Origin of the sequence: Microcoleus sp. S28C3 (genome assembly GCF_036700785.1) — a bacterium.
In the GTDB taxonomy this organism is placed as follows: Bacteria; Cyanobacteriota; Cyanobacteriia; order Cyanobacteriales; family Microcoleaceae; genus Microcoleus; species Microcoleus asticus.
In genome coordinates this window covers 22,063-38,999 of record NZ_JAUBPO010000007.1, presented here as the reverse complement: position 1 = coordinate 38,999, position 16,937 = coordinate 22,063, and the positions used below count along the sequence as shown (strand labels likewise).

General features: G+C 46.0%; 15 protein-coding genes. 7 read left to right on the top strand and 8 right to left on the bottom strand.

The features are described 5' to 3' along the window. Window positions 1–30: 30 nt before the first annotated feature. A complete protein-coding gene (gene wecB, locus QUA13_RS03905; protein ID WP_333196859.1) occupies window positions 31–1,161 on the bottom strand; it encodes a non-hydrolyzing UDP-N-acetylglucosamine 2-epimerase in 1,131 nt (376 codons plus the stop codon). A gap of 139 nt (window positions 1,162–1,300) precedes the next feature. Here wecB and QUA13_RS03900 point away from each other — a divergent pair, with 139 nt between their 5' ends. After that, on the top strand, window positions 1,301–1,870 hold the full coding sequence (locus QUA13_RS03900) for a pseudouridine synthase (protein ID WP_333196775.1): 570 nt from the start codon (window positions 1,301–1,303) through the stop codon (window positions 1,868–1,870). 112 nt (window positions 1,871–1,982) lie between these two features. Here QUA13_RS03900 and QUA13_RS03895 read toward each other — a convergent pair whose 3' ends face one another. After that, window positions 1,983–2,828, bottom strand: coding sequence for a hypothetical protein (locus QUA13_RS03895; protein WP_333196774.1), 846 nt, complete (start codon window positions 2,826–2,828; stop codon window positions 1,983–1,985). 195 nt (window positions 2,829–3,023) lie between these two features. On the opposite strand from QUA13_RS03895, the gene ctpB reads away from it, so the two are divergent. Further along, window positions 3,024–4,343: a carboxyl-terminal processing protease CtpB gene (gene ctpB, locus QUA13_RS03890; protein WP_333196772.1), complete on the top strand. Its 1,320-nt coding sequence runs from the start codon at window positions 3,024–3,026 to the stop codon at window positions 4,341–4,343. A 316-nt stretch (window positions 4,344–4,659) separates the two neighbouring features. Continuing rightward, the gene (locus QUA13_RS03885) at window positions 4,660–5,412 is read left to right on the top strand and encodes a cupin domain-containing protein (protein ID WP_333196770.1); all 753 of its coding nucleotides are present in this window, start codon (window positions 4,660–4,662) and stop codon (window positions 5,410–5,412) included. Window positions 5,413–5,554: 142 nt separating this feature from the next. On the opposite strand, the gene QUA13_RS03880 is transcribed toward QUA13_RS03885, so the two are convergent. The 4 genes from QUA13_RS03880 to QUA13_RS03865 form a co-directional block, all read right to left on the bottom strand. Next, window positions 5,555–6,859, bottom strand: coding sequence for an Nramp family divalent metal transporter (locus QUA13_RS03880; RefSeq protein ID WP_333196769.1), 1,305 nt, complete (start codon window positions 6,857–6,859; stop codon window positions 5,555–5,557). Between the two features lie 192 nt (window positions 6,860–7,051). Next, window positions 7,052–9,040, bottom strand: coding sequence for a heavy metal translocating P-type ATPase (locus QUA13_RS03875; RefSeq protein WP_333196768.1), 1,989 nt, complete (start codon window positions 9,038–9,040; stop codon window positions 7,052–7,054). 217 nt (window positions 9,041–9,257) lie between these two features. Beyond that, window positions 9,258–9,692, bottom strand: a complete 435-nt coding sequence (locus QUA13_RS03870; RefSeq protein WP_333196766.1) for a VOC family protein — start codon at window positions 9,690–9,692, stop codon at window positions 9,258–9,260. Window positions 9,693–9,872: 180 nt separating this feature from the next. Next, entirely contained in the window at window positions 9,873–10,382 is a 510-nt protein-coding gene (locus QUA13_RS03865) for a TIGR02652 family protein (protein ID WP_172187154.1), read from the bottom strand. 106 nt (window positions 10,383–10,488) lie between these two features. Here QUA13_RS03865 and QUA13_RS03860 point away from each other — a divergent pair, with 106 nt between their 5' ends. Next, window positions 10,489–11,034: a gamma carbonic anhydrase family protein gene (locus tag QUA13_RS03860; RefSeq protein ID WP_333196763.1), complete on the top strand. Its 546-nt coding sequence runs from the start codon at window positions 10,489–10,491 to the stop codon at window positions 11,032–11,034. A 41-nt stretch (window positions 11,035–11,075) separates the two neighbouring features. Beyond that, a complete protein-coding gene (locus tag QUA13_RS03855) occupies window positions 11,076–11,681 on the top strand; it encodes a Uma2 family endonuclease (protein ID WP_333196761.1) in 606 nt (201 codons plus the stop codon). Between the two features lie 67 nt (window positions 11,682–11,748). Here the strand turns inward: QUA13_RS03855 and QUA13_RS03850 are convergent, their stop codons facing one another. Next, on the bottom strand, window positions 11,749–12,072 hold the full coding sequence (locus tag QUA13_RS03850) for a type II toxin-antitoxin system RelE/ParE family toxin (RefSeq protein WP_172187148.1): 324 nt from the start codon (window positions 12,070–12,072) through the stop codon (window positions 11,749–11,751). Between the two features lie 2 nt (window positions 12,073–12,074). Further along, window positions 12,075–12,359 carry a type II toxin-antitoxin system Phd/YefM family antitoxin gene (locus tag QUA13_RS03845; protein ID WP_172187146.1) on the bottom strand — a complete coding sequence of 95 codons (285 nt, stop codon included), beginning with the start codon at window positions 12,357–12,359 and terminating at the stop codon, window positions 12,075–12,077. Window positions 12,360–12,574: 215 nt separating this feature from the next. Here QUA13_RS03845 and QUA13_RS03840 point away from each other — a divergent pair, with 215 nt between their 5' ends. Continuing rightward, window positions 12,575–15,028, top strand: a complete 2,454-nt coding sequence (locus QUA13_RS03840; protein ID WP_333196857.1) for a GH116 family glycosyl hydrolase — start codon at window positions 12,575–12,577, stop codon at window positions 15,026–15,028. Window positions 15,029–15,356: 328 nt separating this feature from the next. Beyond that, window positions 15,357–16,790, top strand: a complete 1,434-nt coding sequence (locus QUA13_RS03835; protein WP_333196760.1) for a protein adenylyltransferase SelO family protein — start codon at window positions 15,357–15,359, stop codon at window positions 16,788–16,790. The last annotated feature ends 147 nt before the right edge of the window (window positions 16,791–16,937 follow it).

Below are 16,937 nucleotides of genomic sequence, written 5' to 3'. Positions count from 1 at the left end.
GTTTGCAGTTTTTCGCCTCACCGTCAACCGTCAATTGTCAACTGTCTTCTGACTAAAATACTCTGCTACAATTTTCAAAATCCGCGACGCTGCCAAACCGTCCCCAAAGGGATTAATTGCCATTGCCATTGCGTTGTAAGCTGCGGAATTGCTGAGCAATTCTGCCGCTGCTGTGAAAATTGTATCACAATTCGTACCGACAAGTTTAGCCGTCCCCCCAGAAATTGCCTCAGGTCTTTCCGTGGTTTCTCGTAATACTAAAACTGGCTTGCCCAAACTAGGTGCTTCTTCTTGCAAGCCGCCGGAATCTGTGAGGATTAAATGACATCTCTGCATCGCTCCTACTAATTCTGCGTAATCTAAAGGTTCAGTTAAAAATACTCTCGGATGGTCGCCCAAAAGAGCTTGCAAAGGTTCTCGAACTGTCGGATTTCGGTGTAGAGGTAAGAGCAAGGCCGTATCGTGAAAATTATCTAAGATTTGGAGAAATGCCTGAGCAATTCCTGCTAAAGGTTCTCCCCAATTTTCCCGGCGGTGAACTGTTGCTAAGATAGTGCGATATTTGCTCCAATCTAAATTAGGAATTTTGCATTCTGGTTCGCGTTTGGCTACTGCAAGCAAAGCATCGATTACTGTGTTGCCTGTACGGTGAATTTCTCCCAAAACGCCCGATCGCCCTAAATTCTCTTGGGCCAGCGCTGTCGGGGCAAAATGCAGCCGTGTGAGCTGAGAAATTAACCGTCGGTTAGCCTCTTCGGGGTAAGGATTGAACACGTCGTCTGTCCGCAATCCGGCTTCTACGTGACCTACGGGTATTTTATGGTAAAATGCAGCCAAAGCAGCGGCAAACGCAGTCGTTGTATCGCCCTGAACTAAGACGATTTCGGGCTGCAATTCTTTAAACAAAGCTTCCAAACCCTGCAAACTCCGGGAAGTAATATCCGTCAAGGTTTGCTGGTGCTGCATAATTGCTAAATCCCGATCGGCTTTTAGATCGAACATTCGCATTACTTGCTCGACCATTTCTCGGTGCTGACCGGTTAAAATTACTTGGGTGTCAAAGGTTGGCGAACTTTTGAACCGTTGAATTACTGGGGCTAGTTTAATCGCTTCCGGGCGAGTTCCTAAGACGATGCAAACGCGGTGTGTGGCTTCGGGCATGGTAAAATTAGGTGTAGGTTTATTCATATTGCCGTGTTCGTGGGGGCGGGCTTTGGAGATTGTGGGTTTTAGGCAATTATTGTCGGTGAAACCCGCCCTTACAGGATTATTGAGATTAGTACATTTTTGTTAATTGCTTATGCCCTATCGCTACATTCTATTTTACAAACCTTATGATGTTTTAACTCAATTCACTGACAACTCCAACGAAAATAAACGCAGCACTCTCAAAGACTATATTCCTATTCCTAACATTTATGCAGTAGGAAGGCTCGATCGCGATAGTGAAGGTTTGTTGCTGCTAACCGATGACGGACAAATGCAGCACCGCCTCAGTGACCCGAAATTCGCTCATCCCCGCACTTACTGGGTGCAAGTTGAACGAATTCCCGATGCAAGTGCGATCGCAGCTTTGCAGACAGGTGTCACAATTCAAGATTATCGGACTCGATCGGCAAAAGTGCAATTATTGTTAGAAGAACCACCTTTGCCGCCCCGCGAACCGCCGATTCGATTTCGCAAAAACATACCGACAGCTTGGCTGGAAATGACCCTGACAGAAGGCCGCAACCGCCAAGTGCGCCGGATGACCGCAGCAGTAGGGTTTCCGACGCTGCGGCTAGTCAGATGTGCGATCGGGCATTTGCGTCTCGAAGGCCTCAAACCCGGTGAATGGCGCGAACTAACTCAAGCTGATTTTAGATTTTAGATTGGAGAATTACAGTCAACAGTCTTGACGGTTAGGACATTCTTGATAGTTGAAACTATGACTGTGCCTGCATTTTCCTTCTTCCTTCTTCCTTCTTCCTTCTTCCTTCTGCTTACTTTCGAGGCGGCAAAATAAAACTCTCCTTTCCATTCCGATCTTTTTTTACCTGAGCTCCCAACTTGACAAGAGCTTCTTTCGCCCTTTGACGCACCAACTTATCAGTTGTTTGAGCATAAACCGTACTCCAAGCAGTAAACCGCACCGGCACGCTATCGGGATCTCTGCGCAAATACTCAGCAGTTGCTCGAAACATCGGCGCCAATTTCGACCCTTCCGGGGTTTTTTCCGCCCACTCAGCGGCCATTTCGTGAGAGTTAATTGACTCAGGAATATCCCCCAATAGCAGCAACTCATCAAGACCTTTAGTTCGCCACACTATCCACGATTGGGAATGAATTTGCGGCGAAAGGGCAAGGGCCCTAGTACCGCGCTCTATAAAATTAACAGCAGTTTCAGGCTTTCCCTGATAAAAAGAAATAGCTGTGGAAAGAAACAAGTAGATGTCAGCCCACCGCGGGTCGCGCTGCGTAACTATGTCAAAATAATCTTGGCTGAGATTGTAGCCCGTTACATCTCGCGCTTCGTCGTCGCCAAAATACTGCAAAAATTTGAGAAATGTCCAATCTGCAATTAAATTGTCAAACCCAAAACTAGGGATAGTTTTTAGCATTTTCAGCCGCAGAGCTTCTTGCTGCGCTTCTTGCTGTGCAGCTTGCTTGAAACTGGCAGCAGAAATTGCAGACAGCGGCTTTTGCCCCTGAACGCCAACAGAGGGCATTCCGCCCAACTCCCCGCTCGACTGCATGGCAACGACCCCCGCCAGCGCTGCTAGACCAATAACTCCATTAACGAGCAGGCTCAACCACTTACGCGAAAATTGTTCGATTTTAGCTTCCACGGCACATTTAAATCCAAGTTTTAAATTAAGTTTATTAAAAGAGAGTAGTAATTGGTTGGCGATCGACTAAGAATCTCGTTAAACTGTCGAAAGGGATCGTGGAGCCTCCACACAATAGTTTAAGTAGTAGTGTGAGATTTTTTAGCAATATAAAATCTCACATCAAAAATCTAAAATCGAATTGAGCCAAATTCAATGAATCAAGCCCGCAGACGCTTTTCTAAGTTACAGGCAGCCCTGTTCAGTGGGGCGATGGCAACAACCGCTTCGATATCTTTACTCGTTCCCGGCCTGAGTCAATCAGTCCGCGCCGAGCTTCAAGATAGCCCCAAAGCTGTCTTAGACGAAGCTTGGCAAATTGTGAACCGAGAGTATGTTGATGGCAGCTTTAACAAGACTGACTGGCAAGTAACTCGCCAAGACTTGCTGAGCAAAAATTATACTTCTCGCGAAGCTGCTTACACCGCCCTCCGCAAAGCCCTAGAGAAATTAAACGACCCCTACACGCGCTTCATGGACCCGAAGCAGTACGAATCGCTGACGAATCAAACCTCCGGGGAACTGACAGGAGTGGGGATGAGGCTGGAAGAAGACGAGAAAACGAAAGCGATTAGGGTAGTCGAGCCGATGGAAAATTCCCCGGCCCTGAAGGCAGGGATTCAAGCGGGCGATACGATTTTGGTGATTGACGGTAAAGCTACCAAAGGCATGACTGTCTCGGATGCGGCTCAAGTAATTCGGGGCGCTGAAGGCACGAAAGTCACGCTGCGGATTGCTCGTGAGGGCAAAAGCGAGTTTGATATCACTCTGACTAGGGCGAGAATTGAGGTAGCAGCGGTTCGCTACAGCCTCAAGAATGAAGGCGGTAAGAATGTCGGTTACATCCGCTTGCAAGAGTTTAGCTCCCACGCGGGCGAACAAATGCAGGCGGCGATTAAAAAGCTCTCGGATCAGAAAGCTGACGCTTTTGTGTTGGATTTGCGGGGCAATCCCGGCGGCTTGCTGCGAGTCAGCATTGATATAGCTCGGATGTGGATGGATACCGGGGCGATCGTCCGTACAGTCGATCGCGCGGGCGATTCTCAGGAAATGCGGGCAAACCGCACTGCAATCACTGACAAGCCTTTGGTGGTGCTCGTGGACGATAACTCGGCCAGCGCTAGCGAGATTTTGGCCGGTGCTCTGAAGGACAACAAGCGCGCAACTGTGATGGGCGGCCAAACTTTTGGCAAAGCTTTGGTGCAGTCGGTGCATTCTTTGGCTGACGGTTCGGGATTGGCGGTGACGATCGCTCACTACTATACTCCCAACGGTACGGATATCAGCCACAAGGGGGTTACTCCCGATGTTAAGGTCGAAGTAACCGACGAACAAAAGCTGAAATTAGCTAACAAACCGACGTTGGTGGCGACTAAGGACGATCCTTGCTACGCGCAGGCGATCGCACTTTTGCAAACTACCGCTTCGTCTGCCCGTCCGGTTGTTGCTAACGAGCTTGTTCCTGTCAAGAAATAGTTCAAATTGGCAGTCATTCAAAATTAGCTTTAAGATAAAACCCGCGCCGGCGGGTTTTGTTTTTTAGTTATTAGTTATAGCAGGAGGAAAAAGGAAGAAGGAGCAAGCGATCGTACCCCTCACCAGAGCTATACAGTCATTGCGACGAAAGACAATCAACCTTTAGCCTTCCTGACTGGTGTTAGTAAAACTCTGACTTCTTAAAAAAGTCGGGGATCTAACATATCTCGCATTTTACGTTTAATTAGGTTGACGTACTTAACAATCTGGAGTTAGTCTTAAATCAATCTTAAATTCATATTAAATTTTAAGAATCATGTCTTCTCAACTTCAGTGGCAACCTCAACCAATTCACAACGACGTATCGAGTCGAGCCGCAGTCTTGCAGTCATCGTTAACCTGGCATCAGACCACGTTTAGTGGAATCTGGTTTGGTGGCTTTGAGTCCGACGATAACGTTCAAGATCATCCCGTCACCATGCTGACTCGCTTCGATCCCGGTGGCTTTTTCCCGCTACACGGGCACCCGGGTGGAGAAGAAATTTTGGTACTCCAGGGTAACTTCGCTGATGAAACCGGTGTGTATCCTCCAGGATCTTATATGCTCAATCCCGAAGGGTTTATCCATCGTCCTTATAGCGATGAAGGTTGCCTGACATTTGTTAAATTACGGCAACATGGTGGAACCACTCGCCAGCACGTGAAAACGAATATTTACGAGTTGTCCTGGCAGCCCAGTGCTATTCCCCAAATTGAAGTAAAGCCCCTTTACGAGCAAGAGGGTTTTCCTGAAAAAGTTTGGGTGGAACGCTGGCAACCTGGCACAGCCTTGTCGAACGTAGTTGAATCTGAGGTGAAAGAAATCTTTGTCATCGAAGGCGCTTGGAGTGATGAGTTAGGAGATTACCCAACTGGTAGTTGGCTGCGGTATTCACCCAATTCTCCCTATAGTCCGTCGTCGGCAACCGGTTGTCTGGTTTATGTGAAGACTTATCCTCTAAATTCAACGCGATTTATTGTTGGAAAAGACTTTCGACAGCCTTTTGAGACAACGAAGTCTTCTAGCTAAGGGTTCGCAGTGTAAATTGTTAGACAAAACTTCCCTTCTGCGGGGGCAAGTCTATAATAAAAGCTACTTCGTTTTTGAGGTGTGCTTACTTAGTTGAGATTCAACTTATATAGTAATTCTCAATTTCCGAAATTTGCAATTGCTAGAAAATAGTTTGCAACAGCAGCCAACTATTTAATCCTACTATAATACTAGCCACTAACCAAGCTACTGCTTTGAGCCAAAATGGATTCACAAACTCTCCCATTAAGTGGCGGTTTGAGGTAAACATTACCAAGGGAATTACTGCAAAAGGTAATTGCAAACTGAGAATAACTTGACTGAAAACCAGCAAATTAGTTGTACTGCCTTCACCGAACAGAATAATTGAGATCAAAGCTGGTACAATTGCCACCAGTCGAGTCAGCAACCGCCGCAACCAAGGCCGCAGACGAAAATTCAAAAACCCTTCCATCACAATCTGTCCTGCTAGAGTTGCAGTCAAGGTTGAGTTCTGCCCCGAAGCCAATAAAGCAAAGGCAAAAATGGCACTGGCTGAACCCACACCCAGCACCGGAGAAAGCAGTTTGTAAGCATCTTGAATTTCAGCTACTTCTTGATAGCCCGAAAAGTGAAATGTTGCAGCAGACAATATCAGAATTGCTGAATTAATAAACAAAGCTATTGACAGCGCTACGGTAGAATCAATTGTGCTAAATTTAATTGCTTCCCATTTTTTCTCGGAAGTTTCTTGCCAAGCACGAGTTTGCACGATCGACGAATGCAAGTAAAGATTGTGCGGCATCACAGTTGCCCCTAAAATACCAACCGCAATATAAAGCATTCCCTGATTTTGCAAAATCTCTAGCTTCGGAACATAACCGAGTAAAACTCCTCCGGCATCTGGTTTGGCAAAAAATATTTCGGCCATAAAACAACCGCCAATAATTGCAATAATCGTAATTACCAAAGCTTCGATATAACGAAAGCCTTTCCCTTGTAAAAATAACACCATTATCACATCTAGCGCAGTGATGCACACTCCCCAAACTAAGGGTATGCCAAATAGCAATTGCAGTCCGATCGCACTACCAACAAGTTCAGCTAAATCGCAAGCCGAAATAGCAATTTCACAAAGTATCCACAGCAAAAAACTAACTCGCGGACTGAAATAATCTCGACAAGCTTGTGCCAAATCACGTCCCGTTACCACTCCCAAACGCACGCAGAGTGATTGAAGCAAAATTGCCATCAAATTAGATAGCAAAATCACGCTTAATAGCGTATAGCCAAACTTTGCTCCCCCCGCTAAATCAGTCGCCCAGTTTCCGGGGTCCATGTAACCCACTGAAACCAAATATCCAGGCCCTGCGTAAGCCAGCATCGTACGCCAGAAACCTTTGCTGTTGGGAACGGGGATGCTGCGGTGGACTTCAGGAAGGCTGGGTCTGTTTTCGGGGTCAGTCATTGGTTTTACCGTTAAATAATTTTCATATTTTTTTCATAATCTCACAAAGGTAGCGGAATTTCATCAGTCGGAACGAAATCCGGCAGAGTCGCGGTATATATTAAGTTGTGTATATTTTGAGCTTGAACCGAGGTGCGCGCGATCGACTATGATGAGGTCGATCGCCAAAAATCACCCTTGTCTGCGAATACTCTATTTCAAAACTCTAGTAGCATTGAAAATAGCAGCTAAAGCCACCCCAACATCAGCAAAAACTGCCTCCCACATGGTAGCTAACCCAAAAGCACCCAAAGCAATAAATATGCCTTTGACTAACATGGCAAAAAGGATATTTTGCCAGACAATATTGTGAGTTTTCCGGGCAATTTGGATGGCTTCAGCCACCTTTGACGGTGCATCTGACATAATTACAACATCGGCAGTTTCGATCGCTGCATCGGAGCCCAAACCCCCCATTGCTATGCCAACATCAGCTCTAGCAAGAACGGGTGCATCATTAATTCCGTCCCCGACAAAGACAATTTTATCGCCTTTTCTAGATTGGCTAATAAGTTTTTCGATCGCCTCGACTTTTCCTTCAGGTAATAACTCCGCTAAATAGGAATCTAAACCGAGCTTTTTCGCAACACTATCAGCTACTGCTTGATTATCTCCTGTGAGCATCACGATTCGCTCAACACCCAGTTTCTTGAGGTCGCGAATAGCCTGTACTGCGTCTTCCTTAAGCTCGTCAGCAATCAAAATATACCCAGCGTAGCGGTTGTCTACCGCTAAATGCACGATCGTACCTTCAGCATTGCAGACATCGTGAGCAATGTTTTCTCGGTGCAGCAAACGGTCATTTCCCGTCAGCACAATTTGATTATTTAATTTGGCTCGGATGCCGTGTCCCGCTATTTCTTCGTAGTCTTTCACATCCGATGAATCAATTTTTCCGCCGTAAGCTTCCAGAATAGATTTCGCGACTGGGTGATTGGATTGAGATTCTACTTTAGCCGCTATTGCCATTAACTCTGTTTGGGAAAAACCATTGTGAGGCACAATTTGTGCTACTTTAAAAACTCCTTTTGTCAGAGTTCCTGTTTTGTCCAAAACAACTGTCTTGACTGCTGTCAGAGTATCTAAAAAAGTCGAGCCTTTAACCAAAATACCGCGCTTGGCTGCACCGCCAATTCCCCCAAAGTATCCCAGAGGAATGCTAATCACCAATCCGCAAGGGCAGGAAATAACTAACAAGACAAGGGCGCGGTAAACCCATAAAAAGCGATCGGCATTAGTTGCCCCTGAAATGAACAAAGGCGGAATTAAAGCCACTGCTAGCGATGCAAATACTACAAAAGGCGTATAGTAACTGGCAAATTTGGTGATAAATTTCTCAGTTTCAGCTTTTTTACTTCTGGCATTTTCTACTAATTCCAGAATTCGGGAGATTGATGATTCGCCGAAGAGTTTGCTAACTTTGACGGTGAGAACTCCTGTCTGATTAATTGTTCCTGCTAAAACTGTTTCTCCAACTTTCACGGTTCGAGGTACTGATTCTCCAGTTAGCGCAGATGTGTCAATCTGAGAGTTGCCGTCGATAATTTCACCGTCTAAGGGAATCTTTTCTCCCGGTTTGACAAGGATGATATCGCCGACGGCTACGGTTTCTGGCGAAACTTTTTTGATGTCGCCGTTGTCCTTGAGGTTGGCATAATCTGGGCGAATTTCTAAAAGCGATTTGATCGATTGACGCGATCGCCCGATCGCAAATTCTTGAAAAAGTTCTCCGATTTTGAAAAACAACATCACCCCGACTGCTTCAGGGAGTTTGTGAATGGCTACAGCGCCCAGTGTTGCTACAGTCATTAAGAAATTTTCATCAAAAAATCGACCTCGCAGAATATTGCGACCCGCAATGGTTAAAACATTCCATCCGCTTAAAAGATAGGCTGGGATGAAAACTAGATATTCACCTATAGAATAGGGCGTGTTGTGCAGTTTTTCTTCAAAAATTAAACCGCCGACAAATAGTACAACAACCAATATCACAGGAATCAATTCTTGCTTGAGGTTAAAATCTCCGTTACCGTGGTCGTGGTCGTGGCCGTGGTCGTGGTCGTGGTTATGATTCTCATGGCTGTGTTCGTGGTGGTCGTCGTGACTACAGCAGCCGGAATCGCTCGATTTGGCTTTTTGCATGGTTTTTCCTGGGTTTATTTTAACACATGATAGTATGAATAGATATTCATATTGTATAGTAAAAAATAAAATATAGTAGATTTTGAGTTAAAAATCTACTATATTTTATAAAAATATTGTTAAGTTGGTAGGGAACGTTACGAGGGATTAAGAGTAATAACTATTCTCAGTTTCCGATTGAGAGAGAGAATGATTATCCATAGTCGTTAGTGATTAACTAATTAAGCCGCCGGATAAATTCTAAAGGCAAACCATCAGTATCGGCAATAAAAGCTACTTCGTAAACATTTTGCCCGATCGCCTGTTGAGTCGGTTCTAATAAAACTTTCAAAGCTTGAAACTGATTTGGTTGGTCTTTAGCAGCTTCCTCAAACCCCTCTTTCAGAGACTGCAACCAGCTAGGCAAGTCAGTTGTCGCCTCAGTTAAATCGAAAGATAAATGATAATATCCAACATAATGCTCGTCTCCGAAAGCATCCGGTCCGGGTTTTGGTTCCGGGATTTGAATGAGTTCGATGCGTCCGTTAAGACCTTCCATCCAACAGGCTAGGGTGTAACCTGTGGTAAAGCGATCGCTCACAGTAAACCCCAACTGTTCGTAAAAGGCGATCGCCCGGTGAATGTTAGCAGTGCGAATCGAGGCGTGGTGCATTCGATTTTAGATTTTAGATTTTAGATTTTAGATTTTAGAAGGGAAGTAGGAATTCAGGCTTGGGATTTTAGATTTTAGAGGGTAAATTCGTAATTCGGAATTAAAAACGGTCGCATCTTTAGCGCGAAAGCAATAGAGCCTTCTTCCCTCTTCCCTCTTCCTTCTTCCTTCTTCCTTCACTTATTCAAACAACCGAAAATAGGGATATCTAATCGGAACTCCCGGCTCTTTTTCCAAATCAAAATTAATCACTTCCCAACAAGGGTCTTCTTGGGGATCGGGGCTAAAATCCACAGGCAAACCGTACAGTCTCGGCCGGGGCGATTCCGACTGGCCCCGCCAAGGCGTGCTGCGTTCCAAATAAGCGCTGATTAAGTCCCGATAGCGTTGGGCAACGATCACGCGAGTTGCTCGGTAGCCTTGAGTATAGAGTCGATCGAGCGCTTCGTGAATTTCAAACCGAATCCCGTCCGGGTGCGTGTGCTGGCGATACCATTCACTCTCCCAGCGGCGCCAGTGCCGCCCAGACTGAAGGTGAACCAGTTCCCCAGTTTTTGGATCTGCCTCAAATGCCCCGTGACGCGGACACAAATAGGTATCCGTGAGCGTTAGAGCCGGAATTGTTTGGCGACAGTGGGGACACTGAATTTCCGGGCCAAACATCGGGTATTGCAAGGCAACTTCAATCATTTATTTGCGTCCCAGCATATTTTCTCTGCAAAAGTGCCAAATACTTTTATTATATCCCGTATCAACAACCAGCTAATCTGCTAGAAGTATAACGATCGACCAACAAATGAGCAATCTCAACGAATCTCTGCCTGCACTTCCTTCCTATTGGCCCAGGCCCGATCTATCTCAAGCGGCTTTTGTCGCTGAAGGTGCTGTTGTCATCGGCAGGGTAGAGGTGGCAGCGGGCGCTAGTATCTGGTACGGGGCGGTGGTGCGGGCGGATATAGAGCGAATTGCGATCGGCTCAACTACTAATATCCAAGATGGAGCAATTCTGCACGGCGATCCGGGAAAACCAACCGTTTTGGAAGATTTCGTGACAGTCGGACACCGAGCCGTGATTCACTCAGCTTACATTGAACGCGGCTGCCTGATCGGGATTGGGGCGATCGTCCTCGATGGAGTGAGGGTGGGAACAGGCTCTATCGTCGGTGCAGGGGCTGTTGTCACCAAAGACGTTCCCCCTCACACGCTAGTTGCGGGAGTGCCTGCCAAGCGATTGCGGGATGTCTCTGAGGAAGAAGCTGAGGAGTTGGTGGAACACGCTAAGCGTTACGAAAAGTTGGCTTTGGTTCACGCGGGAAAAGGTTCTGAGTTGGGATTTGATTAGTTGATAAAATAAGATTTTAAGCAAAAAACTATTAGTTTCCAATGGCTTACACTGCGCAAAAAATCCTCACCTTTGAAACATTCCTCGATCGATATTGTGACAACTTCCGCTACGAGCTCGCTGACGGAGAATTAGTTGACAAGGAACCCACAGGCCCCCACGAAACCGTCAGCGGTAAACTGGCAACTCAAATCGGCATCGTTCTCGCAGCCGAAAAACTACCCTGGTTCATTCCGCGCACTTGTTTGATCCGTCCATTTTCAGATGCAGCTACTGCCCGCCGTCCCGATATTGTCGTGTTAGATGAAACCGCCCTTGTCAGCGAACCTCTCTGGGAAAGAGAACCTGTGATTACGCTGGGGCGATCTATTAAATTGGTGGTAGAAGTAGTCAGCACTAACTGGGAAACTGATTACGCCCGAAAAATTGAAGAGTATGCTCTTTTAGGAATTCCCGAATATTGGATCGTTGATTATCGCGGATTGGGAGGCGTGGCTTTTATCGGTAAACCAAAACAACCTACTATCACCGTTTGCCAACTGATTGACCAAGATTACATCCAGCAACAATTTCGCCTCGGTCAACCGATTATTTCTCCTCTGCTAAAGAACTTGCAACTTCGGTTAGATGATATTCTTCCCCGATAAAGTGGGGTGTCAAACTAAATATAGGAATTACGCACGGGTAGTCAGGGTTTCGACACTTCGACGGAGTTTATTCTGATTCATCTATCATCGGTTTTTGGGCAGCGTGTCGCACAAAAATAATCTGAACTGTATCATCAACAATCGTAAACAGAATCCGATAGGCATTTCGTCCCTTGCCGTAAACAAGTTGTCGTATTTCTTCGTCAAAAAAACTATTCTCAAACGCGAAGGAACAACGAGAAGGCATATTTTCTAGCGATAAGATAGCTTTGTACAAGCCTTCTAACCAATTTCTAGCCTTCTGAGAAGAATGATTACTCAACCAAAAATAAGATTCCTCGATCGCTTTTTGCGCTGCGGGTTGGATAATGACTTGATATTTCTGATTCATCGCTAACTGTCTAGCTTATCAAACAGTTGATTGAAAAAATCCTCCGCTTTTTGCCCTTCCCCTCGATCCATTTGTGCCAAACCCAGTTTAATTCCCTTTAAAGTCTCTAATAACTCAACTGCATCTAAAAGTTTCTGATAGGATTCAGCATCCTGAATAACTAACTCTGCTTTCCCGTTGACAGTTAGAACTAAAGGATGTTTTGTTTGTTTGAGCCGCTGCACAAACTCAGTCGTATTACGTTTAAAATCGGTGAGAGAATGTATGTCTCTTGAAAGGTTAATCATAATGATAACATGAAATTAGCATCTAATTAAATGTTAAACGATACCTGCGGAGTTTGTCAATCTAAGCTTAGGTGATATTCTGCCCCGATAAAGTGCCTTGCTGCAATCTAAAATCTAAAATCTCAATCAGAAACTGGGTTTTTTGTGTAAGTCCTATATATACTATTAAAGCTGTGCCGGAATCGCACCGATCGCCCTTGCCACTAACACCTATCATGAACGATCGCACATCTCATCCAAACATCCCCCCGCACGCCTGGAAACGTCCCATCGGCCTCGGTTGGGAGAATCCCTATACAGTCCGCTACGCAAGCAATCTCGACGACGGCCCCTGGCACGGAATGCCTCTGGGCGGGTTCGGTGCCGGCTGCATCGGGCGATCGTCCCGCGGCGACTTCAACCTCTGGCACATTGACGGCGGCGAGCACATTTTTCGCAGTTTGCCCGCTTGTCAGTTCAGCGTTTTTGAAGAAACTCAAGGCAAGAAACAAGCTTTTGCACTGTCCACTGAACCGCCTACCGATGGCAGTTTATCTAGTTGGAAATGGTATCCTTGCGAAGGAAGAAGGAAGAAGGAAGAAGGAAGAAGGGAAGAAGAAGAAAGAACCGGGGAAGAGTCTAATTCCTCGGGTAGTTATCATGCTTTGTATCCGCGCAGTTGGTTTGTTTACGAAAATGTGTTTCAGGCTCAATTAAGCTGCGAGCAATTTTCGCCAATTTTGCCGAACAATTATCAGGAAAGCAGTTACCCAGTTGCCATGTTTGAATGGGTGGCGCACAATCCTACAGATGCGCCGATTACTCTCAGCATCATGCTGACTTGGGAGAATATTGTCGGTTGGTTTACTAATGCCAATAAGTCACCGAAAGTGATGGTGCGAGATGATGGCAGTCCATTTTATGACTATCAACCCCGGTGGGGAGAAAGTGCCGGAAATTTGAATTTGTTGGTGGAAGATTTTCACCGCATCGGTTGCGTGATGACGCGGTTGACTGCTGAGGACGAACCGCAAGAGGGGGATGGACAATGGGCGATCGCAACTATTACTAATCCGGCGGTAGAAGTATTCTATCAAACTCGCTGGAACCCGGCTGGGAATGGCGACGATATTTGGCGCAACTTTTCTGCTGAAGGTTTCTTGTTGGATGACAAAGACGAGACAGCAGCAGCCGCAGGAGAACATTTGGCTTGTGCGATCGCAGTTCGCTTTACTATTCGACCGGGAAAAACTCGCAAAATTCCCTTTATTATAGCTTGGGATTTGCCAGTTACTGAGTTTGCATCAGGAGTTTGGTACTACCGCCGCTATACAGATTTCTTCGGCCGCAACGGCAAAAATGCTTGGCCGATTATTCGCACTGCAATGAAGCATTCCGATACTTGGCGCGAAAATATTGAAGCTTGGCAAAAACCGATTTTAGAACGGAAAGATTTGTCAGACATTTTTAAAATGGCGCTGTTTAACGAGTTATACGCCCTGACAGATGGCGGTACTCTTTGGAGTGCGGCTGACGAACGCGATCCGAAGGGCCAATTTGCGGTTTTGGAGTGCATTGATTATCGCTGGTACGAAAGTTTGGACGTGCGGCTTTACGGTTCTTTTGCTTTGTTGATGCTGTGGCCGGATTTGGAAAAGTCGGTGGTTTTAGCCTTCGCTAGGGCAATTTCTGCGGGAGACGATACGCCGAGAATTATTGGCTGGAATCAAGCATCTGCTATTAGAAAAGCTGTCGGTGCGACGCCGCACGATTTGGGTGCTCCTAACGAACATCCTTGGGAGAAAACGAATTATACTAGCTATCAAGATTGCAATTTGTGGAAGGATTTGCCTTGCGATTTTGTATTGCAGGTATATCGGGATTTCTTGTTGACTGGCGGCACAGATTGCGAGTTTCTCCAAGAGTGTTGGCCGGCAATTGTTGAGGCTTTGGCTTATCTGAAAACTTTTGATGAGGATGGGGACGGAATTCCTGAGAATTCTGGAGCACCGGATCAGACGTTTGATGACTGGCAAATGCGGGGGATAAGTGCGTATTGCGGGGGTTTGTGGTTGGCCGCGCTGGAGGCTGCGATCGCGATCGGCGAAATCTTGGAAGATGCAGCACCGCAGATAATTCCTAACCCTCAAGCAAAGATAGCATTATATCACAGTTGGCTGCTACAAGCAAGACCGAGCTATCAAGAAAAACTGTGGAACGGTCAATATTACCGTTTGGACAGCGAGAGTAATTCCGAAGTGGTGATGGCCGACCAACTGTGCGGTCAATTTTACGCGAAACTGTTAGGATTGCCGGATATTGTGCCACCGGAATGTGCAGTCAGCGCTTTAGAGACTGTGTACGAATCTTGCTTTTTGAAGTTCAACGATGGCGAGTTCGGTGCGGCGAATGGGGTGATGCTGAACGGTTCGCCGGAAAATCCCAATGCAACTCATCCTTTGGAAGTTTGGACGGGGATTAATTTTGGGTTGGCGGCTTTTTTGGTACAGATGGGGATGGAGGAGAAAGCGTTTAAATTGACGGATGCGGTAGTGAAACAGATTTATGAGAATGGGTTGCAGTTTCGGACGCCGGAAGCGATTACGGCGGGGGGGACTTTTCGGGCGAGTCACTATTTGCGGGCGATGGCTATTTGGGCAATTTACGGGGTGTTGACTAATTTTAAATAGGGAATTGGTATATTAGCTGATGAATCCCACTAAAATTAAACAAATTACGCCTTAAAGCCCATTATTAGCAAGGAAAAAGGTTAATTAAACTATCAATTTTATTGACAGTAAAAGTTTTCCGCATTCGAGGAAGACATTAATGTTTCACGAGCAAACTTTACCTATGCTAAAATTTGATCGTGAAACAGCACTGGGATGAAAGGAGGATCGAGACTCGGCTATAAACGAGAGATACAAAAGGTTTGAGGCAATTGTTGACACCAATCCAGTCCGCACCTTACTTGTATATAATTGGGAGCGATCGCCAATTTCAAGATATAATAGAAAAATGTCAAATCCCTTACTTTCCCTCAACTACGAACCCGCCATCGAATCCCTCGGCGGCGACTATTTTGATGAAGTCCCTGCGGCCGATTTTCCGCAGCATATTCTCCGCTTCCGCAACGACCAATTATTGCCGATACTGGGTTTAGACCCCGCACAAGTAACCGACCAACATTTCATCGAAGCGTTCGGCGAATTTCACTGTGTCCGTCCCTTTCTCGCACTCCGTTACCACGGCTATCAATTCAACGAATACAACCCGAATTTAGGCGACGGTAGAGGCTTTTTGTACGGCCAAGTTCGCGGCACTGACGGCAGACTTTACGACTTCGGCACTAAAGGTTCTGGCCGCACGCCCTACTCGCGGCACGCTGATGGTAGACTCACTCTCAAAGGGGGAATTCGCGAAGTTTTAGCCGCCGAAGCTTTGCACCGGTTGGGAGTTCGGACATCTAGGTGTTTTAGTTTAGTTGAAACGGGCGAGGCTTTGTGGCGGGGCGACGAACCATCACCCACGCGATCCTCCGTAATGGTGCGTTTCAGTCATTCTCACATCCGGTTTGGAACTTTTGAAAGATTGCACTATATCCGCAGGCCGGATTTAACTAAAAAACTTTTAGATTTTGTTATTGAATATTACTATCCAGAACTGCATTTACAAGCAAGTAATGCGGGTGTTTCGCCGCCGGAAAAGTATGCGCTATTTTATGCAGATTTAGTCAAGCGAGTAGCCGAATTAGTCGCTCAGTGGATGGCGGCAGGATTTTGTCACGCAGTGCTGAATACTGATAATATGTCGATTACTGGAGAAAGTTTCGATTACGGGCCTTTCGCTTTTATCCCAACTTACAAGCCGGAATTTACAGCAGCTTATTTCGACCATTACGGTCTTTATTGTTACGGCAATCAACCGTTTATTTGTAAGAGCAATTTAGAGAAGCTCCAGCAACCGCTAGCAGCCGCAATTCCTCAAGCTGATATGGATGCTGCTTTGGAAAAGTTTGGCGAGTATTATAATGCAGCTTATCGGCAGTTGATGCTCAATAGATTGGGATTTGATGATTTGCCAGAGGCGGAGGGAGATGAGTTGTTGAAGGTGACAATTAAAATGCTGGCGGAGTCTCAAGTAGGCTATCACGATTTCTTTTTTGAACTGCGAAGACAGTTCGATCGCACTTGGCGAGATGATGCTAGTCAAATTTTTGCTGAGGCGGAACCGGCGGACTTAATAGCACCTTGGCGGCAGTTTTATTATCACGTTTTGCAAAGTTTGTCGGCGGATGATATGGACAAAATGGCGGACAGGTTGCTCCGGCACAATCCCGAACAATCGCTGTTGAGACCGACGATTGAGGCTGTTTGGGAACCCATAGCTATTGAGGATAATTGGGAACCGTTTTATGAATTGGTTAAACGAATTCAAAACCCAGAAAATTGATTGATAATAGCTTGCATTAATAGCGCTCCGGGACCGATTCACCTGCATTTTCTGTTGGTATTAAAGATTAAGGTGAACCAGCCCCGGAGCAATATGAGATGATAAAAATCTACCACATAAGAAATATAACACCGAGAAATAATGACT

Excerpts from the sequence above, each read along its gene's own strand:
- wecB (WP_333196859.1), bottom strand. The coding sequence starts at position 1,161 with ATGCCCGAAGCCACACACCGCGTTTGCATCGTCTTAGGAACTCGCCCG.
- QUA13_RS03900 (WP_333196775.1), top strand. The coding sequence starts at position 1,301 with ATGCCCTATCGCTACATTCTATTTTACAAACCTTATGATGTTTTAACT.
- ctpB (WP_333196772.1), top strand. The coding sequence starts at position 3,024 with ATGAATCAAGCCCGCAGACGCTTTTCTAAGTTACAGGCAGCCCTGTTC.
- QUA13_RS03885 (WP_333196770.1), top strand. The coding sequence starts at position 4,660 with ATGTCTTCTCAACTTCAGTGGCAACCTCAACCAATTCACAACGACGTA.
- QUA13_RS03880 (WP_333196769.1), bottom strand. The coding sequence starts at position 6,859 with ATGACTGACCCCGAAAACAGACCCAGCCTTCCTGAAGTCCACCGCAGC.
- QUA13_RS03875 (WP_333196768.1), bottom strand. The coding sequence starts at position 9,040 with ATGCAAAAAGCCAAATCGAGCGATTCCGGCTGCTGTAGTCACGACGAC.
- QUA13_RS03870 (WP_333196766.1), bottom strand. The coding sequence starts at position 9,692 with ATGCACCACGCCTCGATTCGCACTGCTAACATTCACCGGGCGATCGCC.
- QUA13_RS03865 (WP_172187154.1), bottom strand. The coding sequence starts at position 10,382 with ATGATTGAAGTTGCCTTGCAATACCCGATGTTTGGCCCGGAAATTCAG.
- QUA13_RS03860 (WP_333196763.1), top strand. The coding sequence starts at position 10,489 with ATGAGCAATCTCAACGAATCTCTGCCTGCACTTCCTTCCTATTGGCCC.
- QUA13_RS03855 (WP_333196761.1), top strand. The coding sequence starts at position 11,076 with ATGGCTTACACTGCGCAAAAAATCCTCACCTTTGAAACATTCCTCGAT.
- QUA13_RS03850 (WP_172187148.1), bottom strand. The coding sequence starts at position 12,072 with ATGAATCAGAAATATCAAGTCATTATCCAACCCGCAGCGCAAAAAGCG.
- QUA13_RS03845 (WP_172187146.1), bottom strand. The coding sequence starts at position 12,359 with ATGATTAACCTTTCAAGAGACATACATTCTCTCACCGATTTTAAACGT.
- QUA13_RS03840 (WP_333196857.1), top strand. The coding sequence starts at position 12,575 with ATGAACGATCGCACATCTCATCCAAACATCCCCCCGCACGCCTGGAAA.
- QUA13_RS03835 (WP_333196760.1), top strand. The coding sequence starts at position 15,357 with ATGTCAAATCCCTTACTTTCCCTCAACTACGAACCCGCCATCGAATCC.